The sequence below is a fragment of the Bradyrhizobium sp. SZCCHNS1022 genome (assembly GCF_032484835.1).
Taxonomy (GTDB): Bacteria; Pseudomonadota; Alphaproteobacteria; order Rhizobiales; family Xanthobacteraceae; genus Bradyrhizobium.
The window spans coordinates 74,617-101,108 of sequence record NZ_JAUETT010000001.1 but is presented as its reverse complement, the minus strand read 5'-3'; the positions used below and the strand labels follow the sequence as shown (position 1 = coordinate 101,108).

The following is a 26,492-nucleotide window of genomic DNA, read 5'->3' as shown; positions in this document are numbered from 1 at the left end:
TCAAGATTGATGCAGCTGCATTCAGTGCGGTAAGGTGTGGGGATAGGATGCGAGCCCGACCATGAAACGCAAACCATCGACCGAGGCGACCGGCGCCTGGATCCGCCTGATGCGGGTCCAGAGCCGGGTGCTGGCCGCGGTCGAGCAGGACCTGAAAAAGGCGGGCTTTCCGCCGCTCGCCTGGTATGACGCGCTGTTGGAATTGTCGCGGGCACCGTCCGGCGAGCTGCGCCCGGTGGAGCTGGAGCGGCAGATGCTGATCCCGCAATATTCGACCTCGCGGCTGATTGACCGGCTGGTCGATGAGGGGCTAGCGGTGCGGCGCGAATGCAAGATCGACAAGCGTGGCCAGTTCATCGAGATTACCGAGGCCGGGCGCGAGCTGCAGAAGCGGATGTGGGCAGCGTATTCGGCGGCGATCGAGAAGCATGTCGGCTCGAAATTGTCGGATGCGGACGCCGTCAAGCTCTGTGCGCTGCTCGACCGCCTCGGCTGCTCCTGCGGCCAGGCTCCACAATTGTCTGCCGGAGAAAGCGCGTCGGCCCGATGAGCTCTCCATTGTTCTCCACGTCCGTGGTCCCCGCGGGGGCCGCGGATTTTCCTGTCACCGCGCGCGATCATCGATGCGCTTTTCTGAACCGGGACCCGCATGGCGCGTGACCAGATCGATATGACCCCACTGCAATCCCGCGACGAGCTCGTCGCGTGGCTGGAAGCCGGCGTGAAACCTCCATCCGCATTCCGGATCGGGACTGAGCACGAGAAGACGCCGTTCACGCTCGACGGCCATCGCCCGGTGCCTTACGAGGGCGCACGCGGCATCAGCGCGCTGCTCGAAGGCATGAAGCTCCTGCTCGGCTGGGAGCCGATCATGGAGCGCGGCAATATCATCGGCCTCTATGACGTGACCGGCGGCGGCGCGATCTCGCTCGAACCTGGCGGCCAGTTCGAGCTCTCCGGCGCACCGGTCGAGAACGTGCACCAGACGCAAGCGGAGCTGATGGCGCATCTCGCACAAGTGCGGGAGGTCGCAACGCCGCTCGGCATCGGCTTTCTCGGTCTCGGCATGACGCCGTCCTGGTCGCGCGCCGAGATCCCGGTGATGCCCAAGGGCCGCTACAAGATCATGACCGGCTACATGCCGAAGGTCGGCCGCTACGGCATCGACATGATGTACCGGACCTGCACGGTGCAGACCAATCTCGACTTTTCCTCGGAAGCCGACATGGTCAAGAAGCTGCGGGTCTCGGTCGCCCTGCAGCCGATTGCGACCGCGCTGTTCGCCAACTCGCCGTTCACCGAAGGCAAGCCGAACGGCTTTCTGTCGTTCCGCTCCGAGATCTGGCGCGACACCGACAACGCCCGCGCCGGCATGATCCCCTGGGCGTTCGAGGACGGCATGGGCTTCGAGCGCTGGGTCGATTATGCACTCGACGTGCCGATGTATTTCGTCAAACGCGAGGAAGATTACATCGACGTTTCCGGCACCTCGTTCCGCGACTTCTTCGCGGGCAAGAACCCGGCCATGCCGGGCGAGCGCCCGACCTTGTCGGATTGGGCCAATCATCTCTCGACGATCTTTCCCGAGGTGCGGCTCAAGCGGTACCTCGAGATGCGCGGGGCGGATGGCGTGCCGTGGGGACGGCTGCCGGCGCTGCCGGCCTTCTGGGTCGGGCTGCTCTATGATGATGTGAGCCTCGATGCGGCCTGGGACATCGTCAAGGATTGGAGCGCGTTCGAGCGCCAGCACCTTCGCGATGACGTCCCACGGCTCGGCTTCAAGGCGCGCATCCGCGACCGCTACGTGTTCGAGATCGCGAGGGAATGCCTGACCCTGGCGCATCTCGGCCTGCGCCGGCGCGGCCGCATCGACCATCTCGGCCGCGACGAAAGCCGCTATCTTGAGCCGCTCGACCAGATCATCGATTGCGGCCGTTCGCCCGCCGAAGAGATGCTCGAGAAGTTCAACGGCTCCTGGCAGGGTTCGGTCGAGCCCGCCTATGCCGAGTACGCATTCTGACGCTGAGGACAATGCTGGGCTGTACAACGGCTGCGGCTCCCTTCTTCTGAAAGGGGAAGGGCTGGGGGCCATCTTCAGCAAGATCGATCATTGATCGCCCTGCCGGCGCTCGTGCTGGCCCGCCCATTCCAGGGGGAGATAAACATCCTGACCGGCAGTCTGGCTTGCCGTGCTGATCGCCGCACGTGTCTAAACGTGTCAGCCCCGTTCATCCGCCATACAGGTTCGTGGCGATCAAATGGCTGCTCGAGAAACTCAAGCGTAAGCAATGGGCCGGACACATCAGCGGAGTGGCGCAGGGCGCTTCATCACGGCATGCCTGAAGCTCCTGGCGTGCCTGCTCTTTGTCGCGCCCACATCTTCGGCGTTGTCGCAAACCTATTCCGACCGGCCCGGCGGCGACTATATGAGCGCGCCGATTTCCTCCGGCGACCCCGCGGATTGCGCGTTGCTGTGCGAGCATGACCGGCGTTGCCGCGCCTGGAGCTTCACCTACCCGACGGTGATGGAAGCGGGGGCGGTGTGCTGGCTGAAGAACAGCGTGCCGCCGCGTGTACCGGACAATTGCTGCGTCTCGGGCGTGCGCGGCGCCGGCGTGGTTGAGATCAGGAACGATGCGGTCGAGACCTCGATCGACCGTCCCGGCGGCGACTATCGCAGCTTCGAGATCAAGACCACCGAGCCCAAAGGCGCCGAAAAGACCGCCGATAAAGACAAGGAAAAAGACAAGAAGGTCGAAAAGGCGGCTGACGCGGAGGACATCTGCAAGGCCGCCTGCACTGGCGACAACAAGTGCCGCGTCTGGACTTTCGCGCGTCCCGGCTATGCCGGCAAGGACGCCCATTGCTTCCTGAAGAAAGAAATCAAGCCACCACGCCGCAAGGCTGGCTTCACGTCCGGCGTGGTGCGGTAGGTGCGCGATTGGGACTCGACCGGCTCGCCGCATCCCATTCTCGCTGTCATCGCCCGGCTTGACCGGGGGATCCAGTGTTCAGCGACCGCAGCGTTTGCAAAAGCCGCAGCACAGTGGCTCGTCCGCCTTCGCGGACGATGACGCCTGGGAATTTGGCGCCAGTAGGGTGGGCAAAGGCGCGTTCGACGTTGCATCCGCCACCCGCAGGGCAGGGCGATCGCAGATGGCGTCAAGCAGGGGCGGGCCTCATGGTTCGAGACGCGCGGCTTTGCCGCGCCCTCACCATGAGGGTCAACGATTCCACCACGAAAAAGGCCTCATCCTGAGGAGCCCGCCTTAGGCGGGCGTTTCGAAGGATGGCCGCAGAGAAGACTGCCCAAAGCTATTTCCAGCCATATGCGATCGTCCTGACCCGTAGGGGGAGGGGAGGCCGTGCCCACCGACTTCATTCGGGTCGTGAATGGTAGCCACACTACGCTTTGCCCACCCTACCGCGCTACATCGCGGCAGGTTATTCCTCCGCCGCGATCACTGTGATCTCAGGCCACAGCGCTTTCCAGCGCGCCGCCTTGGCCGTGTAGTTGGCGGCGGAAAAATTCGCGGTGCGGTTCGGCCGTACGATCATCGCAGCGATGTCGTCGAAGCCTTTCGGCGCATAGATCTCGTGACCGTTGCCGCTTGGACGAATGCCGACTTGTGTGTTGACGGTGAGAAACCGGTCGATGCCCTCGCGCGAGCGCGTCAGCGCGGGATAGGGCTGGCCGTGCTTGTCGGGATACCACAGGTGCACGCGCGCCTGATTGCGGATCTCGATCCTGGAATCAAGCCCGCACAATCGCGCCTGCACCTTCCGGATCACGGCATCCTCGGTCTCCCACGAGGTGTCGGGATCGAAGTAGAAGATGTCGTAATCGCTGATGCCGTGACCGAGCGGCCGTCCGGTCAGCGTATTCCACACCGTCTGCGTCAGGCAGCCCGCGACGATCCAGGCGTCAGGCAAGGCGAGAGCGGAGAGCTCTTGTGCAATTCGGTCGTTGACCGGATTGCGCAGCGCGAGGGCGAGGAAGTCGTCGCTGTTCATGATTGCGCGACTCTCGGCTCCGCACTGCTCGTGAGGGCGTCATTCCGGGTTCGCCCTGCGGACGCCCCGGAATGACCGCGGGGAGTTGATGGTTCTTGACGGCGACGATGAGCGCTTGTGGCTCACCGCACCGCGGTGAAGAAGCGGTCGAGCCGGAAGCCGGAGAGCCAAGCCCACACCGGCTGGCGACGGACGCCGAGATCCCAGGAGCCGACCACGGCGTCGGCACGGCCGACCAGATTGTCGATCGGCAGCAGGCCGACGCCGCCGTCGCGGAGCGATACGCGGCTGTCGGCGGAATTGTCCCTGTTGTCTCCGAGCACGAACAGCTTGCCAGGCGGCACGGTGACCTCCGGCGTATTGTCGAGCCGGCCGTTGTCGCGCAGCTTGAAGATCAGGTGCGAAACACCGTTCGGGAGCGTCTCGACATAACGGTAGGCCGACTCGGTGCGGCCGCTGTCGTCCTCGGCCTCGCCGATGCCGTCGGGTTTCAAGTTCGCCGGCTGGTCGTTGATGAAGAGCTGTCCTTGCCGCATCTGGATGCGGTCACCGGGCAGGCCGACGACGCGCTTGACCCAGGCCTGCGAGGTGTCGCCCGGCCAACGGAACACGACGACGTCGCCACGCTTCGGCGTCTCGCCGAACAGGCGGCCGGTTTCCGGCAGGGTGATCTGCATCGGCAGCGACGAGGTGCCATAGCCGTAGGGGAATTTCGAAGCGAGCAGCGCGTCGCCGATCATCAAGGTCGGCTCCATTGAGCCCGACGGCACGTAGAACGGCTCGGCGATCGCACCCTTGGCGACGAACACGGCCAGTACGACCGCGGCAAGCTGCGCCATCTGGCCGCGCCAGGTGGTGCCGCTCGCTTCCGCCTTGCCGTCCTTGACTGTTGAAACCTTCTCGACGCTCATCGACCCGTACCTCCGACCGTGATGCGGTCCATACGCAGGGTCGGCTGGCCGACGCCGACCGGTACGCCCTGCCCGTTCTTGCCACAGGTACCGATCCCGGTGTCGAGCGACAGATCGTTGCCGATCATGCTGATCCGGTTCAGATCGGTCGGGCCGTTGCCGATCAGCATCGCGCCCTTGACCGGTGCGCCGACTTTGCCGTTCTCGATCCTGTAGGCCTCGGTGCACTGGAACACATATTTGCCCGAGGTGATGTCGACCTGGCCGCCGCCGAAATTCACGGCATAGATGCCGTTCTTCACGGAGGCGATGATCTCGGCGGGGTCGTGCGCGCCCGCCAGCATGTAGGTATTGGTCATGCGCGGCATCGGCACGTGCGAATAGCTCTGCCGGCGGCCGTTGCCGGTCGGCTTCATGTTCATCAGCCGTGCGTTCTGCCGATCCTGCATATAGCCGACCAGGATGCCGTCCTCGATCAGCAAGGTGCGGCTGGTCGGCGTGCCCTCGTCGTCGATCGACAGCGAGCCGCGGCGCGAGGCCATCGTGCCGTCGTCGACCACAGTGACCCCCTTGGCTGCCACCTGCTGGCCCATCAGTCCGGCGAAGGCCGAGGTCTTCTTGCGGTTGAAATCACCTTCGAGCCCGTGGCCGACCGCCTCATGCAGCATCACGCCGGGCCAGCCAGCCCCGAGCACGACGTCCATCTCGCCAGCCGGCGCCGGTACCGATTCCAGATTGACCAGCGCTTCGCGCAGCGCGTCATCGGCGGCCTCGCGCCAGGCCTTGGTTTCGATGAAGCGCGAATAGGCCTCGCGCCCGCCATAGCCCTTGCTTCCGCTCTCCTGCCGGTCGCCTTGGCCCGCAACCACGGAGACGTTGACGCGCACCAGCGGGCGGATGTCGCGATAGCTTTCGCCGTCGGGCCGCAGGATTTCCACGACCTGCCAGGTCGCACCCAGGCTCACGGTGACTTGCCGTACACGCGGGTCCTTGTCGCGCAGATAGGCATCGATCTCGCCGAGCAGCTTCACCTTGCTTTCGAAGCCGGGGGCATCGAGCGGATTGTCGTCGCCGTAAAGCCGCACATTGGTGTGCGGCGGCGGGCTCGCGAAGTTGCCAGAATAACCGCCCCGCACGGCGCTCACCGTGTCGGCCGCGCGCATCAAGGCCGGCAGGGAGACGTCGGAGGAGTGAGCGTAGCCGACCGCATCGTCTTTCACGGCGCGCAGGCCGAAGCCCTGGCTCGTGTCATAGGTCGCTTGTTTGAGCCGGCCGTTGTCGAAGGTCAGCGCTTCGCTCTGGCTATATTCCAGAAACAATTCGCCGTCGTCCGCACCGGCAAGCCCGCGCGCGATCTCGTGACGGACGGCGTCACGGTCGAGCTGGGCGCGGTCGAGCAGGGAGGAGGTTGATGGATTTGTCATCGGCTGGTCCGTTGTCGGAAGATACGATCCAAGATAGTTCTTTCCGGGTCGGGGTGCGAGGGGCAGGATGATTACCGAACTGACATGGTTGAGATCGTTCCCATCGCCGCAGGGCACATCGAGAGCTTTCACCGCACGCTAGACCTGGTCGCGCGGGAGCGGCGCTATCTGTCCTTCGTGGCAGCGCCGCCGCTGGACTCCACCCGCGCCTTCATTCTGAACAGTATCGCCCAGGGCTATCCGCAGTTCGTGGCCCTTTCGGCCGGCGAGGTGGTCGGCTGGTGTGATGTAACCCCGAAATCGGGGCCGATCGATGCCCGAATCGGCGTGCTCGGCATGGGCCTTTTGCCGCAGTTCCGGCGCCAGGGCATCGGAACCCGGCTAATCGCGCGGGTGCTCGGCGCCGCGCGCGCTTACGGCTACTCCCGGGTGGAGCTGACCGTCTACCGCAGCAACACCAATGCGATCCGGCTGTACGAAAAGACGGGGTTCGTGATCAAGGCGGTCGAGCCGCCCGAGACCTGCACTGAGGAAATCGACAAGACACGCTTGGTCATGGCGCTCTCGTTGGAGGGGCCGGGCACCACTCCAGCAAACTGAGCGATCACGGCAATGTGTCTGATGATCGGGCCTTCACGGCAGCTTGTCGAACCCCTCGGCGAGCCCGTTGAGGCTCAACGGGAAGCCGATGCCTTCCTCCGGCGTTTCGAAGATGATGAAGGTTGCGGTCTTGGCGGTCTTGAGCTGGTTGAGCAGCTTGTCGTCCATCACCACCTCGGCGACGCAGCCGTTCGGCAGACAGCGCACGAAGCCGGCGCGGCCGACATCCTGGTTATCGAGCTTCAGTCCGAGACCGGAGGGCAATAGGACACCGAGCGGCGCCACCACCCGCATCAGCCGGCTCTTCTGGTCGGCGGTCTTGAGCACGATGACCGTGAGCCCGGCATTGGAGCGGTCCTCTGCCACCACGCTCTGAATCAGGGCGCATTGCTCGCTCTGGGCACCCGGCGGAGTGTCGCAGCGGATCTGCCAGTCGCCATGCACCGAACGCACCGCGCCCTGCGCGCGGAGTGCTGCCGGCATGCTGATCGCGGCCATCGCGGTCGCAAGCGCGAGCGCGGCGATGCCACCGCGCACGCGGCGGGATCGCCATCGCGACTCATTCGCATCTCGGAGAGGCTTGAGCGCTGTGCTCTCCGTTGAAGGCCCTATCCGGGTCGATCCCATGACACTTTCCTGTGGGTGGTCTGTCGGCACCACGGCATCAGCCGGCAATCATGGCGTCTTCACGGCGTGTCTCCGGCAAGACGACTGTGCGACCGATGCCGCCGAATCAGCTGCAAAATACGGCCTGCGATCGTTGCGTACATCGCACGGGACGCCTGTCAAGCGGCCGTGGCCCGCGAAACCTCGTCGCATGGCAATTTCCCGGGCAAATTCCGCCAAATTGGAACGATGCGACGGCAGTTCGGAGCCGGCTTAAGAGCTGCATTGCGATAGATCAAGAATTGTGGTTTGAGAAGAAAGATTTCGTCATTCCAGTGAACTGGCCCAGGTGCTTTCCTATGAGTCCGCCATGGCCGTTTGTCCGGGGAGCGGATCATAACAGCGCACCGTGAGACAAGCGGCGGTTCGCTGAGGGGGAAAAGTTCTGAAGGGAGCGCGAACGGCATGAAGATGTCGAAGGGCCAATTGGGCGCCTGCCTGCTGGGGATGGCGGTGGCGCTGGTGTCGGGTGGATCGGCGTTTGCGGAGCTCGGCCAGCCCGCGCCGTGGGAATACAAGCTGCAGGAATCCGGCTCGCCGGTGATGGACAACATCACCTGGTTTCATGGCCTCCTGCTTACCATTATCACTTGCATCACGCTGTTCGTGCTGGCGCTGCTCGTGACCGTTGTGGTCAAGTTCAACGCTCGCGCCAATCCGGTGCCCTCGCGCACCACCCACAACACTCTGCTCGAAGTGGCCTGGACGCTGATCCCGGTGCTGATCTTGGTCACCATCGCGGTGCCCTCGTTCCGGCTGCTCTTCCTCGAACTCGATGTGCCGAAGGCTGATCTTACCGTCAAGGCGACCGGTAAGCAGTGGTATTGGAGCTACGCCTATCCCGATAACGGCAAGTTCGAATTCGATTCGTTGCTCGCGCAGGACAAGCAGCCGCGTCTGCTCGGCGTCGACAATGAGATGGTGGTGCCGGTCAACAAGGTGATCCGGGTCCAGACCACCGGTGCCGACGTGATCCACTCGTGGGCGATCCCGTCGTTCGGCGTCAAGATCGACGCCATCCCCGGCCGTTTGAACGAAACCTGGTTCAAGGCCACCAAGGTCGGCATGTATTACGGCCAGTGCTCCGAGCTCTGCGGCAAGGACCACGCCTATATGCCGATCGCGGTGCGCGTCGTGAGCGAGCAGGATTTCGCAGCCTGGGTCGAGGACGCCAAGAAGAAATTCGCGAGCGCACCGGGCAACACCTACGCCTCCGCGGCGGGCGTGTCGCAGTAAGGCGCAAGCGACGACTTTTTCATGGACCCGTTCGCGGTCCTGAGGGGACATCTAGGGCACACGAGGATTGACAATGGCGACGAGCGCAACGGCCCACATCGGCCATGACGATCACGCCCACGACCATCCGACCGGATGGCGGCGCTGGGTCTATTCGACCAATCACAAAGACATCGGCACGATGTATCTGATCTTCGCGGTCTGCGCCGGCCTCATCGGTGCGGCGATGTCGATCGCGATCCGGATCGAGCTGATGTATCCGGGCGTGCAGCTCTTTCACGAGAACCACACCTACAATGTGTTCGTCACCTCTCACGGCCTGATCATGATCTTCTTCATGGTCATGCCGGCGATGATCGGCGGCTTCGGCAACTGGATGGTGCCGCTCATGATCGGCGCGCCCGACATGGCGTTCCCGCGCATGAACAACATCTCGTTCTGGCTGCTGCCGGCGTCCTTCGCGCTGCTCCTGCTCTCGACCTTCGTCGAGGGCGAGCCGGGCTCCAACGGCGTCGGTGCCGGCTGGACCATGTACGCGCCGCTCTCGACGTCGGGACATCCTGGCCCCGCGGTCGATTTCGCGATCCTGTCGCTCCATATCGCCGGCGCGTCGTCGATCCTCGGCTCGATCAACTTCATCACCACGATCTTCAACATGCGCGCACCGGGCATGACCCTGCACAAGATGCCGCTGTTCGTGTGGTCGATCCTGGTGACGGTGTTCCTGCTCTTGCTGTCGCTTCCGGTGCTTGCGGGCGCGATCACCATGTTGCTCACGGATCGCAATTTCGGCACGACCTTCTTCGCGGCCGAGGGCGGCGGTGACCCGGTGCTGTTCCAGCACCTGTTCTGGTTCTTCGGTCACCCGGAAGTGTACATTCTGATCCTGCCGGGCTTCGGTATGATCAGCCAGATCGTCTCGACCTTCTCGCGTAGGCCCGTGTTCGGTTATCTCGGGATGGCCTATGCGATGGTCGCGATCGGCGGCATCGGCTTCGTCGTGTGGGCCCACCACATGTACACGGTCGGCATGTCCTCGGCGACGCAGGCCTATTTCGTCGCCGCCACCATGGTGATCGCGGTGCCGACCGGCGTGAAGATCTTCTCCTGGATTGCCACGATGTGGGGCGGCTCGATCGAGTTCCGGGCGCCGATGCTGTGGGCCGTCGGCTTCATCTTCCTGTTCACGGTCGGTGGCGTCACCGGTGTGGTGCTGGCCAATGCCGGCGTCGACCGCGTGCTGCAGGACACCTATTACGTCGTGGCGCACTTCCACTACGTGCTGTCGCTCGGCGCCGTGTTCGCGATCTTCGCGGGCTGGTACTACTGGTTCCCGAAGATGTTCGGCTACATGTATTCGGAGACCATCGCGAAGGCCCACTTCTGGGTGATGTTCATCGGCGTGAACCTCGTGTTCTTCCCGCAGCATTTCCTGGGCCTGTCCGGCATGCCGCGCCGCTACATCGACTATCCGGATGCGTTTGCCGGTTGGAACCTCGTGTCCTCGATCGGTTCCTACATCTCCGGCGTCGGCGTCCTGATCTTCGTCTATGGCGTGGTGGACGCCTTCGTGCGCAAGCAGCAGGCCGCGGACAATCCGTGGGGGCCGGGTGCGACGACGCTGGAATGGACCTTGTCCTCGCCGCCGCCGTTCCATCAATTCGAAGTGCTGCCGCGGGTGCAGTAACTCTCGAACCAACGATGCGTGGCACCGCTTCAGGCGCCGCGCTGACGTCCAGCCGCATCGCCCGCCACCTGGCCGGCGATGCGGCAAATGAAGCGGAAGGCCTGGATCAGTCGTGTCGGTCATCGATCAGAACGCTCTTGCCGTCGGTCCCCGGATCTCCGAGGCCGACGTCGCCGATTATCTCGCGCTGCTGAAACCGCGGGTGATGTCGCTCGTGATCTTCACCGCGCTGGTCGGGCTTTTGATCGCGCCGGGACATTTCCACCCGGTGCTCGCGATCACCGCGCTGCTCTGCATCGCGGTCGGCGCCGGCGCCTCCGGTGCGCTCAACATGGCGCTGGAAGGCGACATCGACGCCAAGATGTCGCGCACCGCCAACCGTCCGATCCCGCGCGGCCGCGTCACCCGTGCCGAAGCGCTGGCCTTCGGCAGCACGCTTGCTTTCTTTGCAGTGCTGACGCTCGGCATCCTCGTCAACTGGTATGCTGGCGCGTTGCTGGCGTTCACGATCTTCTTCTATGTCGTGATCTACACGCTGTGGCTGAAGCGCTGGACCGCGCAGAATATCGTGATCGGCGGCGCCGCCGGCGCGCTGCCGCCGGTGGTGGCCTGGGTCGCGGCCACCGGCACCATCGCGCCGGAGCCGCTATGGCTGTTCCTGATCATCTTCTTCTGGACCCCGCCGCATTTCTGGGCGCTCGCCCTGTTCCGCAGCGACGATTACGCTCGCGCCGGCATTCCGATGCTGCCGGTCGTCGCCGGTCCCGATGCGACGCGGCTGCAGATCCTGCTCTACACGATCGTCCTGGTCGCTATCGCGGTCGCCCCCTGGGCGCTCGGCTATTTCGACGCCGTCTATGGCCTGATCTCGCTCGTGCTCGGCGCCGGCATGCTCTGGTTGGCGATCGAGATCTACCGCAAGCGTGAGCGCAGCGCGTCCTTGCGCGCCACCCGCAAAATGTTCGCCTTCTCGATCCTTTATCTGTTCGCGCTTTTTCTGACCTTGGGGGTCGAGGCGGTCGTGCGCATGATCGGATTGGGCACCTGACAGGGGGCGGATGACGCTGACATGGCCGAGCCGAACGAGCCAGAGGGGATCGTGCTGACCGAGGCGCAGCTGCGCGCGCGGCGCCGGCGCTCGATCGCCATTGCGCTGGCGCTCGGCGTGCTGGTGGTGCTGTTCTTCGCGGTCACCCTGGTCAAAGGGCCCGCAGTGTTGAGGCGGCCGATCTGATGGAAAGCTTCGATCATAGCGCTCCGCGCGAACCGGCCGTTCCGGCCGCAGCCGCCAAACGTCGAGGTCTTAGCCGCGACGCCTTGGTGGGGACCATTTGCGGCGCCGTAGTGGTGCTGATGGTCGGCGCGTCCTATGCGGCCGTGCCGTTCTACAACTGGTTCTGCCGGGCCACCGGTTTCAACGGCACCACGCAAGTGGCGACCGCAGGCCCCACGACCGGGCCGCTCGCCCGCAAGATCGCGGTCCGCTTCGATTCCAATGTGGCCGGCGGGCTGCCCTGGAAGTTCGAGCCTGAGAAGACGGAAATCGAGGTCGCGATCGGCCAGGTCGTCACCGTCTACTACACCGTCACCAACCAGTCCGCGCGGACCACCACCGGCCAGGCCGCCTACAATGTCGCGCCGCTGACGGTCGGGGCCTACTTCAACAAGATCAACTGCTTCTGCTTCACCGAGCAGACCATGGCGCCCGGCGAGAAGCGCGAGATGCCGGTGGTGTTCTATGTCGATCCGGCACTCGTTGGCGATCACGACAACGACAGTCTCAACACGATCACCTTGTCCTACACCTTCTATCCCGTGCGCGATCCGGCTCCCAAGCCGGTGGCTGCGGGCGAGCCGGACAAACCGCGGGGCAATCTCTAATGGCGGACGTCCGACAATCCGGGGAAATGAACTTCTGAACGAACAGGTGCCGATCTGATCGGCATAGAGCTGGGGAGAGACTCGAAATGGCAACCGCCCACGCAAAGCATCACGACTACCATCTGGTCGATCCGAGTCCGTGGCCGTTCGTCGGCTCGGTGTCGGCCTTCATCATGGCGGTCGGCGCGGTCACCTGGATGCACCACCTGTTTTCGGCCGCGCCGATCATTTTCGGCGTCGGCGCCATCGGCGTGCTCTATACGATGGCGAGCTGGTGGGGCGATGTCATCCGTGAGGCCCAGTACCGGGGCGACCACACCCGCGTCGTGCAGATCAGCCACCGCTACGGCATGATCCTGTTCATCGCCTCCGAGGTGATGTTCTTCGTCGCCTGGTTCTGGGCGTATTTCAACGCGGCGCTGTTCCCGGCCGATGCCGTGCAGGCGACCCGCGATGCCGTGTTCGGCTGCGGCCCGGGCACCCAGATGGGCGCCTGTGCGGTCCCCGGCGTCTGGCCGCCCAAGGGCATCGAGACGTTCGATCCCTGGCACCTGCCGCTCCTCAACACGCTGATCCTCTTGACCTCCGGCACCACCGTGACCTGGGCGCACCATGCGTTGTTGGAGGGCAATCGCCAGGGTCTGAAGTATGGCCTGATCCTCACGGTTCTCCTGGGCGCGACCTTCACCTGCGTGCAGGGCTATGAGTACAGCCATGCCGCCTTCTCCTTCGGCGGCCACGTCTACGGCTCGACCTTCTTCATGGCGACCGGCTTCCACGGCTTCCACGTGCTGGTCGGCACTATCTTCCTGATCGTCTGCCTGATTCGCGCCTATGCAGGCCACTTCACGCCGAAACAGCACCTCGGCTTCGAATTCGCCGCCTGGTACTGGCACTTCGTCGACGTGGTCTGGTTGTTCCTGTTCGTCTGCATCTATGTCTGGGGTCACGGCGCCGAAGCCATGGCTCACGGCGCGCATTGAGGTGCATATTCACGCCCTGTCGCTCGTGCATTGATTGTACCGGTGCTAAAAAGGGCGGCCGCAGGGCCGCCCTTTTCCGTTTGACTGGTCCGCCCTGTGTCCCGGCAGCACGGGCAAGGAGGTTAGATTGAACGCTCAACCCGTCTCCCTCTCCCAAACCGTCCTGCGCGGGCTCGCTTGCCGGTGTCCGCGCTGCGGCCGGGGCAAGCTGTTTTCCGGTTTCCTCAACCTTCGCGGGCGCTGCGAAGTGTGCGAGCTCGATTACGCCTTCATCGACACCGGCGACGGGCCGGCGATCTTCATCATGATGATCGCCGGCGCGATCGTGGTCGGCGCCGCGTTGATCGTCGAGGTGAAATACCAGCCGCCGTTCTGGGTCCACGCGGCGCTGTGGCTGCCATTGATCCTGGTGGTGACGCTGTTGCCGCTGCGGGCGATGAAGTCGCTTCTGATCGCGCTGCAATTCCACCACAAGGCTGCGCCGGGCAAGCTGGTCGATCGCACGCCGCGATGATCGCTCCCGGCGGCCGTGAGTGGGTGTCGGAAGTTCCCACCATGCCGCAACGGCACCGGGACTTCCGCCTCCTGTCAGCGGAGGTGAAGACAAGCCGCATGAGCGTCGCCCGTGACCCATAGCTTTGACGCCCGCATCCGCGCCTTCGCGATCTTCACGATCGTGATGGTCGCGCTGTTCGCCGGCCTCGGTGTCTGGCAACTGCAGCGCAGGGCCGAGAAGCATGCGCTGATCGCGGCACTCACCGAGCGCGTCGCGGCGGCGCCGATCGCGTTGCCGCCATCTTCGGCGTGGCGTGCGCTCAGCGCCGCGAACGACGAATTCCGCCGGGTCACCTTCACTGCGACTTATGCGAAACTGCCGGATGCGATGGTCTATAGCGCGGGCTCGGCCGTGCGCGAGGATGTCTCCGGCTCCGGGACCTGGGCGCTCTTGCCGGCCCGCCTGCCCTCAGGCGAAACGGTGGTGATCGATGCCGGCTTCGTCGCCAACACCATGCAGGAGCGTGGCGTGGAGGATCGCGCGGTGGGGAAGCTCATCACCGGCGAGCCCGTCACCCTCACCGGATATCTGCGTTTCCCGGAAAGCGCCGGCTGGCTGACGCCGGCGGAGAATCGTGAGAAGCGATTGTGGTTCACCCGCGATCATCTGGCGATGGCAAGGACGCTCGGCTGGGGTGAGGTCGCGCCGTTCTATGTCGATCTGGAAGCGCCTGTCCCTGCGAACGGCATCCCCAAACCCGGGCCGCTCACGCCGCATCTGCGCGACGAGCACATGCAATATGCGATCACCTGGTTCGCGCTGGCTGCCGCGCTGGTGATCGCGTTCGTCGTGTGGGTGCGAGGACGACGCTTGCGCGCGAGCTGACGCGCGGCGGCGACACGACGCTGTTAGGATTGATGTCGCCGGGTGATCGCGACCCGCGTGGCCTGGGCGTAAAGCCCCGACATCTGGTCGAGCTGTGCCGTCACGGCAGCGCAGCTCTCGACCCAGCCGGCGAGACCCTCGAACATCGGCGGCAAGGTCTCGGCGCGCAGCTTCGCATAGTCTTCCGTCACTGCGCGGCCCTTCGCGGTGGCGCGGTAGCGCGTCTCCTTGCGCGACGAGCCACCCTCGGTCTCGATCAATCCGGCGCGCGTGAGCTTGCGCGTGGCATATTGCAGATTCGGCACGTCGACCCGGTTGAGCAGCTGTCCGACCTCGGCCAGACGCTTCGGCTCATCGCCCATCCGCACCACGTTGAGAACCGCGACGTCGTCTCCGGTCAGCGGCACTTCGCAGACCGCGGCAAGGCATGAGGCCTTCCAGCGGTAGTAGGACTGCGCCAGCCGCTCCAATGCGAACTCGAAATCCGAGACCCGCCGTTCGGCGTCGGTGCGCGCCAGATGCCAGGTGCCGGCTTCAGCAGCCGACCGCCCCTGCGCCTGCTCAGTCCTCGACTGTGCCGTGGAGCCCATCCTGCGGGATTTCGTCTTTGCCGCGGCTGCGGCGCGCTTGGCCGCCGAGTTCGTCGCCCGTTTCAAAACCTGTCTCCCGCATGCCGCTTCGCACAATGGATGTGCAGCGCATGCTCAATCTCTGCTGTTTACATCCGATATTTTTACATTAAAAATTCAATGAAGAAAACACGAAGCGCGACATCGCTGTGGACGTCTGCGCTGGACACATTGCAGCAGGGGAGCAGGGCCGTGGCCGGACAATGGATCGAGATCGCCGCGCAGGACGGCGGTACGTTCAAGGGTTATCTCGCCGTTCCGGCTTCCGGCTCGGGTCCGGGCATCGTGCTCCTGCAGGAGATCTTCGGCGTCAACGCCTCGATGCGCGCGGTCGCCGACTACTACGCCGAGGAAGGCTACGTGGTGCTGGCGCCGGACCTGTTCTGGCGCTTCGAGCCGGGCATCGAGCTCGGCTATGGCGAAGCGGATTTCGCCAGGGCGTTCGGCTACTATCAGCGCTTCGATGCCAATCTGGCGATCAAGGACACGGCCGACGCGTTGAAGGTGCTGCGCGCGCGTCCCGAGTGCAAAGGCAAGGTCGGTGCGCTCGGCTTCTGCCTCGGTGGCAAGCTCGCTTATCTCACGGCCGCGCGCACCGACATTGATTGTGCAGTCTCCTATTACGGCGTCGGCATCGATGCCGACATCGGCGAAGCCAAGGCCATCAAATGCCCGATGGTGTTTCACTTTGCCGAGCTCGACAAATTTGCCAATGCCGAGGCGCGCGAGATCATCAAGGTCGGATTCGCCGGGCGCAACGACGTCGAGTTCTATCTCTATCCCGGCTGCGACCACGCCTTCGCCGCGCCGGAGCGCCCCAGCTTCGACAAGCCGGCGACGCTGATGGCGCATTCGCGGTCGATCGCGCTGTTCCGCAAGGTGCTCGGGCCGCATTACGACTTGTCGTCGCTGTGGGATCGCCATACCGAGCTCGAGTTCGCGACCCGCTCGGCGGAGGAGACCATGAAGACGATGGTCGCCGAGCCCTATGTCAACCACATCCCGACCATGACCGGCGGCGTCGGCTACGCGAATCTCCTGCGCTTCTACGCCAACCATTTCAGCCCGAAGACGCCCGTCGACACCAAGCTGGTGCCGATCTCGCGCACCATCGGCGCCGACCGTGTCGTCGACGAGATGCTGTTCTGCTTCACCCATGACATCGAGATCGACTGGATGCTGCCCGGCATCCCGCCCACCGGCAAATATGTCGAGATCCCGCTGGTGGCGATCGTGCGCTTCCGCGGCGACAAGCTCTATAACGAGCACATCTATTGGGATCAGGCCTCGGTGCTGGTGCAGATCGGGCTGCTCGACCCATCGAAGCTTCCCGTAGCCGGAATAGAGACGGCCAAGAAGCTGGTCGACGAAGCCCTGCCGTCGAACACATTGATGGCGCGCTGGTCCGAAAGCGCGCCGAAATAGTCGTTCTTCATCGGTGGCGCTCGCAAGGGGCGCCATTCCTTTATCTGGAGTCGCATCACCATGCGTGACATTTCGATCTCCCGTCGGACGCTGCTGCAGCTCGCAGGTGCAGCCGCCCTCCCGCTCACGTCCGGGCTCTCGCTTCAATCTGCGCAAGCCGCCGGGAGCACCTTGACCATCGCCTATAATGTCAACCTGCCCTCCTTCGATCCGACCGTCGGAGCGTCAGCGGTCAATCCGACGATCCAGTCGATCTACCAGGCGATCTTCGATCCCTATATCGGCCAGGCGCCGGATCTTTCCTTCAAGCCCGGCCTGCTCACCAAATGGGGCTGGAACGAGGATCGCACCAAGATCACGATGGAGCTGCGTCAGGGCGCGACCTGGCATGACGGCTCGCCGGTGACGCCGGAGGATGTCGTGTGGTCGCTCACCCGCGCGGCCGATCCGAAGGGCGGCAACCCGATCCAGTTCGTCTGGTCCAAGATCAACAATTTCAAGATCGATGGCCACACCATCACGGCCGATGTCGTCGAATTCGAGCCGGTGCTATTCAAATGGATGGCGTTCCTGACCGGCTATGTGCTGCCGAAGGCCTACTATGAAAAGGTCGGCGCGGAAGGTTTCGAGAAGGCGCCGATCGGCTCGGGGCCGTACAAGGTCGATGCGTTCGAGCGCAACGCGTTCCTGCGGTTGAAGGCGCATCCCACCTATTGGGGACCGAAGCCGGCGTTCGAAACCGTGGTGTTCAAGTTCGTCACCGATCCGACCAGCCGTGTTGCCGAACTCGAATCCGGCGGCTCCGACGTCACCTTCGAGATTCCGTATGAGGAGTTCGACCGGCTGAAGGGCAAGCCGAATCTGGTGGGTCTCACCCAGCCGGTCTCCGATATCGGCATGATCTTCCTGACCGACATCGATCCGATGCTCGACCGCAATGTGCGGCTCGCCGCCAATCACGCCATCGACAAGAAGGCGATCGTCGACAAGCTGCTGCGCGGCTATGGCGTGCCGATCGACACGCTGGAAGCCCCGGGCTATGCCGCCTTCGATCCCACGATCAAGACCGCCTACGATCCGGAGCTGGCCAAGAGCCTGCTCGCCAAGAGCGGCTACTCGCCGCAGAAACCGGTCAAGTTCACCATCCAGACCACGCGCGGCTTCAAGCCGAAAGACTACGAGATGGTCCAGGCGATCGCCGGCATGTGGCGCAAGGTCGGCATCGAAGCCAACATCGAGATCTATGAGATCGCCCAGCATTACGAGCTGCGCGCGCGTCACGCGCTGGCGCCGGCGGCATTCTACAATTGGGGTAATGCGATCGGCGATCCCACCACCTCGACCGGCTTTGCCATGTTCGGCCCGTCGCCGCATTCGGCCTGGAAAGGCAAGGATCTGATCGAGCGTATCGGTCCGCTCTGGGGCGAGAAGGACGAGACCAAGCGCATCGCCGGCTGGAAGGCGGTCGACAAATATATTGCGGAGGAGGGCGAGGTGATCCCGCTGCTGCAATATGTGCAGCCGATCATCCACAAGAAGGGACTCAAGGTCGTGGCGCAGGCGAACGGCATGATCCTGCCGCAACTGGTCAGCCAGGGCTGACCGAGAATTGGGGGCGGCGATGCGTTGGAGCACTGTTCTCAAGCGTGCCGCCCTCGTTCCGCCGACGCTGCTCGGCGTCGGCATCATCGTCTTCGTGCTGTTGCGCGTGGTCCCGGGCGATCCCATCGCCATGATGATTCCGCCGGGCGCATCGAGTGCGGACATCGCGAGGCTCCGTGCGCTGTATGGGCTCGACCAGCCGATCGTGACGCAGTTCATCACCTGGTTCGGCCAGGTGCTGTCGGGCGATTTCGGCCGCTCGATCAGCCTGCATCAGCGCGTGTTCGAGCTGGTGATCGCGCGGTTGCCGGCGACGCTCGAACTGTGTTCGCTCGCCGTCGTCATGGCGCTGCTGCTCGGCGGCATCGTTGCGCTCCTCGGTGTAACTTTCCGCGGCCGCGCCGCCGAATGGCTGGTCGACAGCGGCATCGGATTCTTCCTTGCCATCCCGGATTTCCTCTGGGCCTTGATCCTGTTGCTCGTGTTCGGCGTGCTGGTGCCGCTGCTGCCGATCTCCGGTCGGCTCGATCCGCAGCGCGAAATCGATTTCTCCACCCATTTCTATCTGCTCGAAAGCCTTGCGACCTTTCGCTTCGATATCGCCGCCGATCTGCTGCGGCATATGCTGCTGCCGGCGCTCGCGCTCGCGCTGCCGTTCGCGGCTTTGGTGGCGCGGCTGTTGAAGGCGCAGCTTGCCGAGGCTGAGGACCAGGACTACGCACAGATCGCGCGAACCCGCGGCTTCTCGCGTGGCACGATCCTGCGCAGCGAGGTGCTGCCGAACGCGCTGATCCCGACCGTGGCGTTCTCGGGCGTGCAGGTCACCTTGCTGCTCGGCGGCACTGTGCTGGTCGAGCGGATCTTCTCGTACGAAGGGATCGGCAACATGGCGATCGACGCCGTCGTCAACCGCGACTTTCCGCTGATCCAGGGGCTGATCCTGACCTTCGCCGTGCTGTTCATCGCGCTCAATCTCGCGGTCGATCTTGTGGTCGCGCTGCTTGATCCGAGGCTGCGCCATGGATGATTGCAATGGCTGATCTCGCAATCAGCGGTCCAATGACGGCGCCAACCGCACGCTGGCGCGGTGCGTTCGTGCGAGGCGGGGCGCGGCTCCGGTGCGGCGGCGCGATCATTGCGTTGTTGGTGCTGATCGCATTGTTGGCGCCGCTGCTCGCGCCGCATGATCCGATCGAGCAGGACTTGTTGTCGGCCCAGCTGCCGCCTGCTTTCATGCACGGAGGCGACGCGTCCTATCCGCTCGGCACCGACAGTCTCGGTCGCTGCGTGTTGTCCCGGCTGATATTCTCAGCCCGCACGGCGCTCGTGGTGGCGCTCGTCGCGGCCCTCCTTGCGGCCATCATCGGCATCGTTCTGGGGCTTGTTGCCGGCGCCTTCGGTGGGGTGCTCGATCAGCTCGTCTCGCGGCTGGTCGATGTCTGGATGGCATTTCCGCCGGTGCTGCTGTCGATCGTGCTTGCCGCCGTGATCGGCGCCGGTCTCACCTCGGTGATCGCAGCCATCGTCGTGGTCGACTGGACGCGCTTTGCCCGGGTCGTTCGCGCCGAGACGATGGCACAGCTGCGGCGCGACTATGCCGCGGCCGCGCGGGTGCTCGGTCTTTCCCGCGGTCAACTGTTGCGGCTGGAGATCCTACCCAATCTCGTGCCGCTGATCGTGACCCTGCTGTCGGTGGAAATGGGGATCGCGATCCTGGTCGAAGTCATTCTTTCCTTCGTCGGCATCTCCGTCGCCGGTGATACCCCGAGCTGGGGTGGCATGATCACGGAGGGCCGGCAGATCATTTATCAGGCGCCTTGGATCATGATGTTTCCAATCGCCTGCGTCATCGCCAGCGTAATCGGCTTCAACCTCCTCGGGGACGGCCTGCGCGCTGCGCTCGATCCGGTGCAGCGCCGATGACCGCCATTCTCACCATCGACAATCTTCATGTCGCGATCGGCAGCAGCAATGTCCTGCGCGGCGTCAGTTTGAGCGTCGAAGCCGGCGAGGTGAGGGGACTGGTTGGCGAGTCCGGTGCCGGTAAATCGATGGTCGGCCGCAGCATCTTCGGTCTGTTGCCGGCGAAGGCCGCGGTTGCGGCGGGCGGCATCACCTTCGAAGGCCGTGATCTCCTTACCATGCCGGAGCGGGAGCGCCGCAGCCTGCTCGGTCGCCGCATCGCGCTGATCCCGCAGGATCCGATGACCTCGCTCAATCCGGTCAAGCGGATCGGTGCACAAATGGGCGCGATCCTGCAGCATCACCTCAATCTGTCCAAGCGCGCCGCGCACGATCGCGCCGCTGCGTTGCTGGCCGAAGTCGCGATCCGCGATCCCTCCCGGGTGCTCGAGCTCTATCCGCATGAGCTGTCGGGCGGCATGCGCCAGCGCGTCCTGATTGCGATGGCGTTCGCCTGCGATCCCGCGCTGGTGATTGCCGATGAGCCGACCACCGCACTCGACGTTACGGTGCAGCGCCAGGTGCTGCAGCTCGTCGAGCGGCTGCGGCTGCGCCATGGCGCTGCGATCCTGTTCGTGACCCATGATCTCGGCGTCGTCGCGAAGATCTGCCGCAGCATGACCGTGCTGCATGCGGGCCGCGTGCTCGAAGACGGCGCGACTGCCGATGTGCTGGCCAGGCCTCGCCATGCCTATACCCGGGCGCTGCTGGCAGCGACGCCGCGGGCCGACCGGCCCGCTGAGGCGTTGAAGCCGGTGCCGCCGTCCTTGATCGAGAGCCTGTGGGCCGAGGCTTATAGGCTCGACCAGCAGATGGCGGCGAGGCCGGCATGAGCGACGTCCTGCTCCGCACCGGCCAGCTCGGCTTCGCCTATCCGGAGCGGGGCGCGTCGCTGTTTCGCAAGGCGCCCATGCGTGAGGTGATCAGGCGCGTCGATCTGGCAGTGCCACGCGGCACGGTGCTCGGGCTCGTGGGCGAATCCGGCTCGGGCAAGACCACGCTAGGCCGGCTTTTGGTGCGGCTGCTGGAGCCGACCTCCGGCGGCATCCAGTTCGACGGCATCGAACTCAGCCATCTCACGGAAGCAGCGTTGCGGCCGCTGCGGATGCGGATCCAGATGATCTTTCAGGATCCTCAGTCCTCGCTCAATCCACGGCTGCCGCTCGCGGTGACCCTGACCCGGCAGCTCGAAATCTATGGCCGGCTGAAGGGACGGCGTGCCAGGCGTGATCGTGCTGCCGCGTTGCTCGATCTGGTGGGCTTGCCGACCTCCTTCGTCGACCGTTATCCGCACGAATTGTCCGGCGGCCAGCGCCAGCGCGCTGGTATCGCGCGGGCGCTGGCGCTCGAGCCCGATTTCATCGTCGCCGACGAGATCGTCTCCGGGCTCGACGTCTCGACCCAGGCCCATATCCTGCTGCTGTTGAAGGAGCTCCGTGCCAAGCTCGGGCTGACCGTCGTCTTCATCAGCCACGATCTTTCCGTCATCCGCGTGCTCTGCGACGATGTCGCGATCCTGCAGGCAGGCGAAGTGGTCGAGCAGGGACCTGTGGCGCGCATCTTCAGCCATCCGCAGCACGCCTACACGCGTCAGCTGCTCGCAGCCATTCCCTTGCCGGATGTCGAGCCCGGCTGGCTCGATGATCCGACCTCCACCGCGCTCCTCCAGCAGCAAGGATCAGCCGCATGACAGCGACCATCAAGGATTCTGTCGTCTTCATCACCGGCGCCACCGGCGCGATCGCGCAGGCCCTCATCGCCGGCTTGCTCGCGCGCGGCGCCGCCAAGGTCTACGCGGCCGCACGCGACGTCACGCGCGTTACGGCGTCCGAGCGGGTCGTGCCCGTTAAGCTCGACGTCGCCAGCGACACGGATGTCACTGCCGCCGCAGCGCTCGCGACCGACGTGACCTTGCTGATCAACAATGCCGGCGTCAACCACAACACGGCGTTGCTGCTCGCGCCGGATCTTGCGATTGCGCGCGAGGAGATCGAGATCAACTATCTCGCACCGCTGCGCCTTGCCCGCGCCTTTGCACCGGCACTGATCAAGAACAGCGGCGCCATGCTCAACATCCTCACCATTCTCGCCCGAGTCAATCTGCCGTTCATGGGCTCCTATTGCGCTTCGAAAGCGGCGGCGCTCAGCCTGACGCAGGGTTTGCGCGGCGAGCTTGCGCCCAAGGGCGTCCGCGTCGTCGCCGCGCTGCCCGGCGCGGTCGATACGCGCATGACCGCAGGCCTGCCCATTCCAAAGATGACGACCGAGGAAGCCGCGCGCGAGATCCTCGACGGCTTCGAAGCCGGCGAGGAGGACATCTATGTCGGCGAGATGGCGAAAGGCCTCGCCGCCGGCCTCGCGCGGGATCACAAGGCGGTGGAGCGGCAATTGGCATCTCCGGCTTAGGCAGCGGGTACCGGATCTCATTGGAGTAGGAGTCGATCATGAAGACATTCGGAATTGTACGAACCGCTCTCGTTGCTCTCGCGCTCTCATCCACCTCCGCCTTCGCCGACTCGATCCCCGGCCTCCGGGGCCATGACCACACCGGCATCACGGTGCCCGACGTGAAGGCAGCCACGGCCTTCTTCACCGACGTGATCGGCTGCAAGCACGCGATGTCCTTCGGGCCGTTCTCGGACGACAAGGGCACGTTCATGCAGGACGTCGTCAACGTGCATCCGCGCGCCAAGATCGACGAGATCAGCATGGTCCGCTGTGGCTATGGTTCGAACATCGAGCTGTTCCAGTACGAGGCACCCGACCAGGCCAAGGTGCTTCCCAAGAACAGCGACATCGGCGGCCATCACATCGCGCTCTATGTCGACGACATCGGCGCTGCTGCCACCTATCTGAAGTCCAAGGGCGTGAGGACGCTGCAGGGGCCGATTCCGATCAGCGAGGGACCGGCGGCCGGCCAATCGATCCTGTATTTCTTCACGCCGTGGGGCCTGCAGATGGAGCTGATCAGCTATCCCAAGGGCATGGCCTACGAGAAGAGCGCAACCACGCTGTTGTGGTCGACGACGGAGCCGCAGAAATAAGCCGCTTTCAGTCGATGAGAAATTTCGCCATTGCCCGAGGTCGGCGACCTAAGTTCAATCGTCATCCCCGCGCAAGCGGGGATCCATAAGCACAGGCCGTTGTTGTCACGCAAGCTGGTGCGACGGTATCGTCGATGATCGGCGTCTCTGGAATATGGGTCCCGGCTCAAGGGCCGGGACGACATTGATGCATGTGGCGAGCCTGACCGCTCGAACGAGCGGACGCGCTGATTGCCCTCGCGGGGGCCTGCCCGCAACTCGGCGATTATTTCCGCACAAGTGTGGATCCATAACTCAGGCGTTGCTGCGCGATTTGCGCGGCGGTTCGCCGGTGACCGGCGTCCTGGCATATGGGGTGCGGCAGGTAGGGGGGCCATGCCGTCATGCCTTCGGCATTGACCGCCACCGCAATTGGCCTATCTCTGTGGCATCGCACCACCCACTGATCGGACCTCTCATGACCGCACACCAGCGCAACCTTGAAGCCGCCATCGATCCCGTCAAGCTCGACCGCCTCGCGGAGGTGGCGGTGAAGGTTGGCCTGCGGCTGCAGCCGGGGCAGGATCTGTTGCTGACGGCGCCCTCGGTCGCGCTGCCGCTGGTGCGCAAAGTCGCGGAACATGCCTACAAGGCCGGTGCCGGCATCGTGACCTCGTTTTTCTCCGACGAGGAGCTGACGTTGGCGCGCTATCGCTTCGGCCAGGACGCCAGTTTCGATCGTGCCGCCGACTGGCTCTATCAGGGCATGGCCAAAGCATTCTCGGAAAACACCGCGCGACTGGCGATCGTCGGCGACAATCCGATGCTGCTGTCCGGTCAGGATCCGGCCAAGGTGGCGCGCGCCAGCAAAGCCAATTCCAAGGCGTACCAGCCCGCGTTGGAGAAGATCACCAATTTCGAGACCAACTGGAACATCATCGCCTATCCGAGTGCCTCCTGGGCCAAGCTGGTGTTCCCTGATGTGCCGGAGGAGGTCGCGGTGGCAAAGCTTGCCGATGCGATCTTCTCAGCCTCCCGCGTCGATCACGACGGCGCGGTTGTCGCCTGGGAGCGGCACAATGCGGTGCTGCGCGAGCGCACCGACTGGCTGAACGGGCAGCGCTTCCACGCCTTGCATTATACCGGTCCCGGCATGGATCTGACGATCGGACTGGCCGACGGTCATGAATGGGAAGGCGGGGCCTCGACGGCGAAGAACGGCATTACCTGCAACGCCAACATTCCGACGGAAGAGGTGTTCACGACGCCGCATTGCCGCCGCGTCTCAGGCCATGTCGTCAGCTCCAAGCCGCTGTCCTATCAGGGCACGCTGATCGACAATATCCAGGTCAAGTTCGAGGACGGCCGCATCGTCGAAGCCAAGGCGTCGCGGGGCGAAGAGGTGCTGAACAAGGTGCTCGACACCGACGAGGGCGCGCGCCGGCTCGGCGAAGTGGCTCTGGTGCCGCATTCCTCGCCGATCTCGAAGAGCGGGCTTCTGTTCTACAACACGCTGTTCGACGAGAACGCTGCTTCGCACATTGCGCTTGGCCAGTGCTACTCGAAGTGTTTCATCGACGGCACTAAGCTCAGCCAACAGCAGATCGCAGCGCAAGGCGGCAATCAGAGCCTGATCCATATCGACTGGATGATCGGCTCGGCCGACACCGACATCGACGGCATCCGTGCCGATGGCAGTCGGGTGCCGGTGTTCCGTAAAGGCGAGTGGGCCTGACGGTGATCAGGGCCGGATTGAACCTCAGTCCGGCCCTGCACTGCGGCTGAAATGGTTCCGCACAAGCAGGATCGCGCGACGCGGCCTTATTGCTTGGTGCTCGCCGCTTCGGTCGGCTTGGCGCTGGCAGCCTCGGTGCCTTCGACCGTGACTGTGATCCGCTCGGACATCACCGGCGTCTTGTGCGCAATGTGGCTCCAGTCGCCGAGCACGAGCTGCAAAGTATGCTTGCCCGGTGACAGCTTGACCGAGGCTTCGGTCTGGCCTTTGCCGAAGTGCACATGATGCTCGTCCATCGGAATGGCTTCATTGAGCGCGTCGCCTTCGAGCGGCGGCGCATCGATGAAGAGGTGATGGTGGCCGGTATTCGGCGCCTCGGTGCCGGCCGGCGCGATGCCCATCGCCGACAGGCCGAACCGGATCAGGACCGGCGAGGTCACCGTGTCGCCGTCCTTCAGATTGATGAAATAAGCCTTGGCTCCCTCGGGCGCCGGCGTCTCACCGGCACTGGCAATCGTGGCGGTCGAGAGCACCATGGCGAGCGCGAGTGTCATTCGTCGCATTGCGCGAGTCCTTCATTGGCGAATGGAAAGCAAATCATTAAGCGAGATCCGTGACGCAGCCATGATCCCGTGCCGACCATCGCTCGCGCCGCAGCATGGAGTAGGACGGCTTGGTGCGGCGTAGTCACGGATAAATTGTGGCGGCTGCGCGGCCGTGTCGAAATTGAGATTGCGTGATGCGGCGGCTGGTCGCGGCCAATGCGCCGCATTTTAGCCGATGACGTAAGCCGGCCTTAATCGCATGTGTCTAATTGTTGCTGATCCGGCCGCATTCTCCGGCCGGTCATTTCATTCCCATTGTCCTTTGAGGTCTTGATGCGCCCTTTCATTGAAACCGCCAATCTGAACGTCGATCTGAAGCCTGCGCCGATCGAGCCCTCCTGGATCATCGAAGGCAACCCGCAGGCGACCTCCTGCACGGTGGCATACAGCTCCGATGGCATCGGCTGCGCCATCGTCTGGCACTGCACCGAGGGCAAGTTCAATTGGCATTATGATTTCGACGAGACCATCCTGATCCTGGAAGGCTCGATCGTGCTGGAGAGTGCGGATATGGCGCCGAAGCGCTATGGCCCGGGCGATGTGATCTTCTTCAGGGACGGCGCACATGCCAGATGGCATGTCGAAGGCCATGTCAAGAAGCTCGCCTACTGCCAGAAGACGCAGCCTTATCTGGTGGGCCTCGCCGGGCGCGCGATCAACAAGCTGAAGCGCATGCTCACCGCGCCGAACGGCCGCCGCGGCTCGAGCCTGGCCGAAGCCTAGGCCTG

Annotated in this window: 28 protein-coding genes; 22 read left to right on the top strand and 6 right to left on the bottom strand. The window is 64.2% G+C overall.

Translation table 11 applies throughout. The features are described from left to right. Nucleotides 1-61 precede the first annotated feature (61 nt). From QX071_RS00455 to QX071_RS00445, 3 genes are all read left to right on the top strand, one after another. The gene (locus tag QX071_RS00455; RefSeq protein ID WP_315702801.1) at nt 62-550 is read left to right on the top strand and encodes a MarR family winged helix-turn-helix transcriptional regulator; all 489 of its coding nucleotides are present in this window, start codon (nt 62-64) and stop codon (nt 548-550) included. 99 nt (nt 551-649) lie between these two features. After that, entirely contained in the window at nt 650-2,020 is a 1,371-nt protein-coding gene (locus QX071_RS00450) for a glutamate--cysteine ligase (RefSeq protein ID WP_315702802.1), read from the top strand. 268 nt (nt 2,021-2,288) lie between these two features. After that, nucleotides 2,289-2,933, top strand: coding sequence for a PAN domain-containing protein (locus QX071_RS00445; RefSeq protein WP_315702803.1), 645 nt, complete (start codon nt 2,289-2,291; stop codon nt 2,931-2,933). A 511-nt stretch (nt 2,934-3,444) separates the two neighbouring features. On the opposite strand, the gene QX071_RS00440 is transcribed toward QX071_RS00445, so the two are convergent. From QX071_RS00440 to tldD, 3 genes are all read right to left on the bottom strand, one after another. Then, nucleotides 3,445-4,014: a nucleotidyltransferase family protein gene (locus tag QX071_RS00440; RefSeq protein WP_315702804.1), complete on the bottom strand. Its 570-nt coding sequence runs from the start codon at nt 4,012-4,014 to the stop codon at nt 3,445-3,447. Nucleotides 4,015-4,136: 122 nt separating this feature from the next. After that, a complete protein-coding gene (gene lepB, locus QX071_RS00435) occupies nt 4,137-4,925 on the bottom strand; it encodes a signal peptidase I (protein ID WP_315702805.1) in 789 nt (262 codons plus the stop codon). Continuing rightward, nucleotides 4,922-6,349: a metalloprotease TldD gene (tldD, locus tag QX071_RS00430; protein ID WP_315702806.1), complete on the bottom strand. Its 1,428-nt coding sequence runs from the start codon at nt 6,347-6,349 to the stop codon at nt 4,922-4,924. Before tldD ends, lepB begins: the two co-directional genes overlap by 4 nt. An 84-nt stretch (nt 6,350-6,433) precedes the next feature. Between tldD and QX071_RS00425 the strand changes: the two genes are divergently transcribed. Beyond that, nucleotides 6,434-6,949, top strand: coding sequence for a GNAT family N-acetyltransferase (locus tag QX071_RS00425; protein ID WP_315702807.1), 516 nt, complete (start codon nt 6,434-6,436; stop codon nt 6,947-6,949). Between the two features lie 33 nt (nt 6,950-6,982). Here QX071_RS00425 and QX071_RS00420 read toward each other — a convergent pair whose 3' ends face one another. Beyond that, nucleotides 6,983-7,576, bottom strand: coding sequence for an invasion associated locus B family protein (locus QX071_RS00420; RefSeq protein ID WP_315702808.1), 594 nt, complete (start codon nt 7,574-7,576; stop codon nt 6,983-6,985). A 444-nt stretch (nt 7,577-8,020) separates the two neighbouring features. On the opposite strand from QX071_RS00420, the gene coxB reads away from it, so the two are divergent. From coxB to QX071_RS00380, 8 genes are all read left to right on the top strand, one after another. Next, on the top strand, nt 8,021-8,851 hold the full coding sequence (coxB, locus tag QX071_RS00415; RefSeq protein WP_315702809.1) for a cytochrome c oxidase subunit II: 831 nt from the start codon (nt 8,021-8,023) through the stop codon (nt 8,849-8,851). 73 nt (nt 8,852-8,924) lie between these two features. Next, the gene (ctaD, locus tag QX071_RS00410; protein ID WP_315702810.1) at nt 8,925-10,538 is read left to right on the top strand and encodes a cytochrome c oxidase subunit I; all 1,614 of its coding nucleotides are present in this window, start codon (nt 8,925-8,927) and stop codon (nt 10,536-10,538) included. A 112-nt stretch (nt 10,539-10,650) separates the two neighbouring features. Continuing rightward, a complete protein-coding gene (locus QX071_RS00405; protein ID WP_315702811.1) occupies nt 10,651-11,586 on the top strand; it encodes a heme o synthase in 936 nt (311 codons plus the stop codon). 21 nt (nt 11,587-11,607) lie between these two features. Further along, the gene (locus tag QX071_RS00400) at nt 11,608-11,772 is read left to right on the top strand and encodes a CoxF protein (RefSeq protein WP_315702812.1); all 165 of its coding nucleotides are present in this window, start codon (nt 11,608-11,610) and stop codon (nt 11,770-11,772) included. Then, nucleotides 11,772-12,419, top strand: a complete 648-nt coding sequence (locus tag QX071_RS00395; protein WP_315702813.1) for a cytochrome c oxidase assembly protein — start codon at nt 11,772-11,774, stop codon at nt 12,417-12,419. Before QX071_RS00400 ends, QX071_RS00395 begins: the two co-directional genes overlap by 1 nt. Nucleotides 12,420-12,505: 86 nt before the next feature. After that, nucleotides 12,506-13,402, top strand: coding sequence for a cytochrome c oxidase subunit 3 (locus QX071_RS00390; protein WP_315702814.1), 897 nt, complete (start codon nt 12,506-12,508; stop codon nt 13,400-13,402). Between the two features lie 127 nt (nt 13,403-13,529). Continuing rightward, complete coding sequence (locus tag QX071_RS00385) at nt 13,530-13,916, top strand: DUF983 domain-containing protein (protein ID WP_315702815.1); 387 nt, start codon at nt 13,530-13,532, stop codon at nt 13,914-13,916. Between the two features lie 165 nt (nt 13,917-14,081). Continuing rightward, nucleotides 14,082-14,783 (top strand): SURF1 family protein, encoded by a 702-nt coding sequence (locus QX071_RS00380; RefSeq protein ID WP_315703182.1) that lies wholly within the window; start codon nt 14,082-14,084, stop codon nt 14,781-14,783. Between the two features lie 23 nt (nt 14,784-14,806). On the opposite strand, the gene QX071_RS00375 is transcribed toward QX071_RS00380, so the two are convergent. Then, complete coding sequence (locus tag QX071_RS00375; RefSeq protein ID WP_315702816.1) at nt 14,807-15,439, bottom strand: MarR family transcriptional regulator; 633 nt, start codon at nt 15,437-15,439, stop codon at nt 14,807-14,809. Between the two features lie 165 nt (nt 15,440-15,604). Here QX071_RS00375 and QX071_RS00370 point away from each other — a divergent pair, with 165 nt between their 5' ends. From QX071_RS00370 to QX071_RS00330, 9 genes are all read left to right on the top strand, one after another. Next, nucleotides 15,605-16,837, top strand: coding sequence for a dienelactone hydrolase family protein (locus tag QX071_RS00370; RefSeq protein WP_316171156.1), 1,233 nt, complete (start codon nt 15,605-15,607; stop codon nt 16,835-16,837). 60 nt (nt 16,838-16,897) lie between these two features. Beyond that, nucleotides 16,898-18,439 carry an ABC transporter substrate-binding protein gene (locus tag QX071_RS00365; RefSeq protein WP_315702818.1) on the top strand — a complete coding sequence of 514 codons (1,542 nt, stop codon included), beginning with the start codon at nt 16,898-16,900 and terminating at the stop codon, nt 18,437-18,439. A gap of 19 nt (nt 18,440-18,458) precedes the next feature. Next, the gene (locus tag QX071_RS00360) at nt 18,459-19,466 is read left to right on the top strand and encodes an ABC transporter permease (RefSeq protein WP_315702819.1); all 1,008 of its coding nucleotides are present in this window, start codon (nt 18,459-18,461) and stop codon (nt 19,464-19,466) included. Nucleotides 19,467-19,471: 5 nt separating this feature from the next. Then, nucleotides 19,472-20,362, top strand: coding sequence for an ABC transporter permease (locus QX071_RS00355; RefSeq protein ID WP_315702820.1), 891 nt, complete (start codon nt 19,472-19,474; stop codon nt 20,360-20,362). Then, on the top strand, nt 20,359-21,234 hold the full coding sequence (locus tag QX071_RS00350; RefSeq protein WP_315702821.1) for an ABC transporter ATP-binding protein: 876 nt from the start codon (nt 20,359-20,361) through the stop codon (nt 21,232-21,234). Before QX071_RS00355 ends, QX071_RS00350 begins: the two co-directional genes overlap by 4 nt. Next, nucleotides 21,231-22,091: an ATP-binding cassette domain-containing protein gene (locus tag QX071_RS00345; RefSeq protein ID WP_315702822.1), complete on the top strand. Its 861-nt coding sequence runs from the start codon at nt 21,231-21,233 to the stop codon at nt 22,089-22,091. Before QX071_RS00350 ends, QX071_RS00345 begins: the two co-directional genes overlap by 4 nt. After that, complete coding sequence (locus QX071_RS00340) at nt 22,088-22,807, top strand: SDR family oxidoreductase (protein WP_315702823.1); 720 nt, start codon at nt 22,088-22,090, stop codon at nt 22,805-22,807. The genes QX071_RS00345 and QX071_RS00340 overlap by 4 nt, the downstream gene beginning before the upstream one ends. Before the next feature lie 38 nt (nt 22,808-22,845). After that, entirely contained in the window at nt 22,846-23,445 is a 600-nt protein-coding gene (locus QX071_RS00335; protein ID WP_315702824.1) for a VOC family protein, read from the top strand. A gap of 457 nt (nt 23,446-23,902) precedes the next feature. Next, nucleotides 23,903-25,159 (top strand): aminopeptidase, encoded by a 1,257-nt coding sequence (locus QX071_RS00330; protein ID WP_315702825.1) that lies wholly within the window; start codon nt 23,903-23,905, stop codon nt 25,157-25,159. Nucleotides 25,160-25,245: 86 nt separating this feature from the next. On the opposite strand, the gene QX071_RS00325 is transcribed toward QX071_RS00330, so the two are convergent. Further along, nucleotides 25,246-25,722, bottom strand: coding sequence for a DUF4399 domain-containing protein (locus QX071_RS00325; RefSeq protein ID WP_315702826.1), 477 nt, complete (start codon nt 25,720-25,722; stop codon nt 25,246-25,248). A 315-nt stretch (nt 25,723-26,037) separates the two neighbouring features. Here QX071_RS00325 and QX071_RS00320 point away from each other — a divergent pair, with 315 nt between their 5' ends. Beyond that, the gene (locus QX071_RS00320) at nt 26,038-26,487 is read left to right on the top strand and encodes a cupin domain-containing protein (RefSeq protein ID WP_315702827.1); all 450 of its coding nucleotides are present in this window, start codon (nt 26,038-26,040) and stop codon (nt 26,485-26,487) included. Nucleotides 26,488-26,492: the final 5 nt, after the last annotated feature.

Excerpts from the sequence above, each read along its gene's own strand:
- lepB (WP_315702805.1), bottom strand. The coding sequence starts at position 4,925 with ATGAGCGTCGAGAAGGTTTCAACAGTCAAGGACGGCAAGGCGGAAGCG.
- QX071_RS00340 (WP_315702823.1), top strand. The coding sequence starts at position 22,088 with ATGACAGCGACCATCAAGGATTCTGTCGTCTTCATCACCGGCGCCACC.
- QX071_RS00400 (WP_315702812.1), top strand. The coding sequence starts at position 11,608 with ATGGCCGAGCCGAACGAGCCAGAGGGGATCGTGCTGACCGAGGCGCAG.
- QX071_RS00320 (WP_315702827.1), top strand. The coding sequence starts at position 26,038 with ATGCGCCCTTTCATTGAAACCGCCAATCTGAACGTCGATCTGAAGCCT.
- QX071_RS00345 (WP_315702822.1), top strand. The coding sequence starts at position 21,231 with ATGAGCGACGTCCTGCTCCGCACCGGCCAGCTCGGCTTCGCCTATCCG.
- QX071_RS00440 (WP_315702804.1), bottom strand. The coding sequence starts at position 4,014 with ATGAACAGCGACGACTTCCTCGCCCTCGCGCTGCGCAATCCGGTCAAC.
- QX071_RS00395 (WP_315702813.1), top strand. The coding sequence starts at position 11,772 with ATGGAAAGCTTCGATCATAGCGCTCCGCGCGAACCGGCCGTTCCGGCC.
- QX071_RS00445 (WP_315702803.1), top strand. The coding sequence starts at position 2,289 with ATGGGCCGGACACATCAGCGGAGTGGCGCAGGGCGCTTCATCACGGCA.
- coxB (WP_315702809.1), top strand. The coding sequence starts at position 8,021 with ATGAAGATGTCGAAGGGCCAATTGGGCGCCTGCCTGCTGGGGATGGCG.
- QX071_RS00390 (WP_315702814.1), top strand. The coding sequence starts at position 12,506 with ATGGCAACCGCCCACGCAAAGCATCACGACTACCATCTGGTCGATCCG.
- tldD (WP_315702806.1), bottom strand. The coding sequence starts at position 6,349 with ATGACAAATCCATCAACCTCCTCCCTGCTCGACCGCGCCCAGCTCGAC.
- QX071_RS00420 (WP_315702808.1), bottom strand. The coding sequence starts at position 7,576 with ATGGGATCGACCCGGATAGGGCCTTCAACGGAGAGCACAGCGCTCAAG.
- QX071_RS00365 (WP_315702818.1), top strand. The coding sequence starts at position 16,898 with ATGCGTGACATTTCGATCTCCCGTCGGACGCTGCTGCAGCTCGCAGGT.
- ctaD (WP_315702810.1), top strand. The coding sequence starts at position 8,925 with ATGGCGACGAGCGCAACGGCCCACATCGGCCATGACGATCACGCCCAC.
- QX071_RS00425 (WP_315702807.1), top strand. The coding sequence starts at position 6,434 with ATGGTTGAGATCGTTCCCATCGCCGCAGGGCACATCGAGAGCTTTCAC.
- QX071_RS00455 (WP_315702801.1), top strand. The coding sequence starts at position 62 with ATGAAACGCAAACCATCGACCGAGGCGACCGGCGCCTGGATCCGCCTG.
- QX071_RS00355 (WP_315702820.1), top strand. The coding sequence starts at position 19,472 with ATGGCTGATCTCGCAATCAGCGGTCCAATGACGGCGCCAACCGCACGC.
- QX071_RS00450 (WP_315702802.1), top strand. The coding sequence starts at position 650 with ATGGCGCGTGACCAGATCGATATGACCCCACTGCAATCCCGCGACGAG.
- QX071_RS00360 (WP_315702819.1), top strand. The coding sequence starts at position 18,459 with ATGCGTTGGAGCACTGTTCTCAAGCGTGCCGCCCTCGTTCCGCCGACG.
- QX071_RS00335 (WP_315702824.1), top strand. The coding sequence starts at position 22,846 with ATGAAGACATTCGGAATTGTACGAACCGCTCTCGTTGCTCTCGCGCTC.
- QX071_RS00330 (WP_315702825.1), top strand. The coding sequence starts at position 23,903 with ATGACCGCACACCAGCGCAACCTTGAAGCCGCCATCGATCCCGTCAAG.
- QX071_RS00380 (WP_315703182.1), top strand. The coding sequence starts at position 14,082 with ATGGTCGCGCTGTTCGCCGGCCTCGGTGTCTGGCAACTGCAGCGCAGG.
- QX071_RS00325 (WP_315702826.1), bottom strand. The coding sequence starts at position 25,722 with ATGCGACGAATGACACTCGCGCTCGCCATGGTGCTCTCGACCGCCACG.
- QX071_RS00350 (WP_315702821.1), top strand. The coding sequence starts at position 20,359 with ATGACCGCCATTCTCACCATCGACAATCTTCATGTCGCGATCGGCAGC.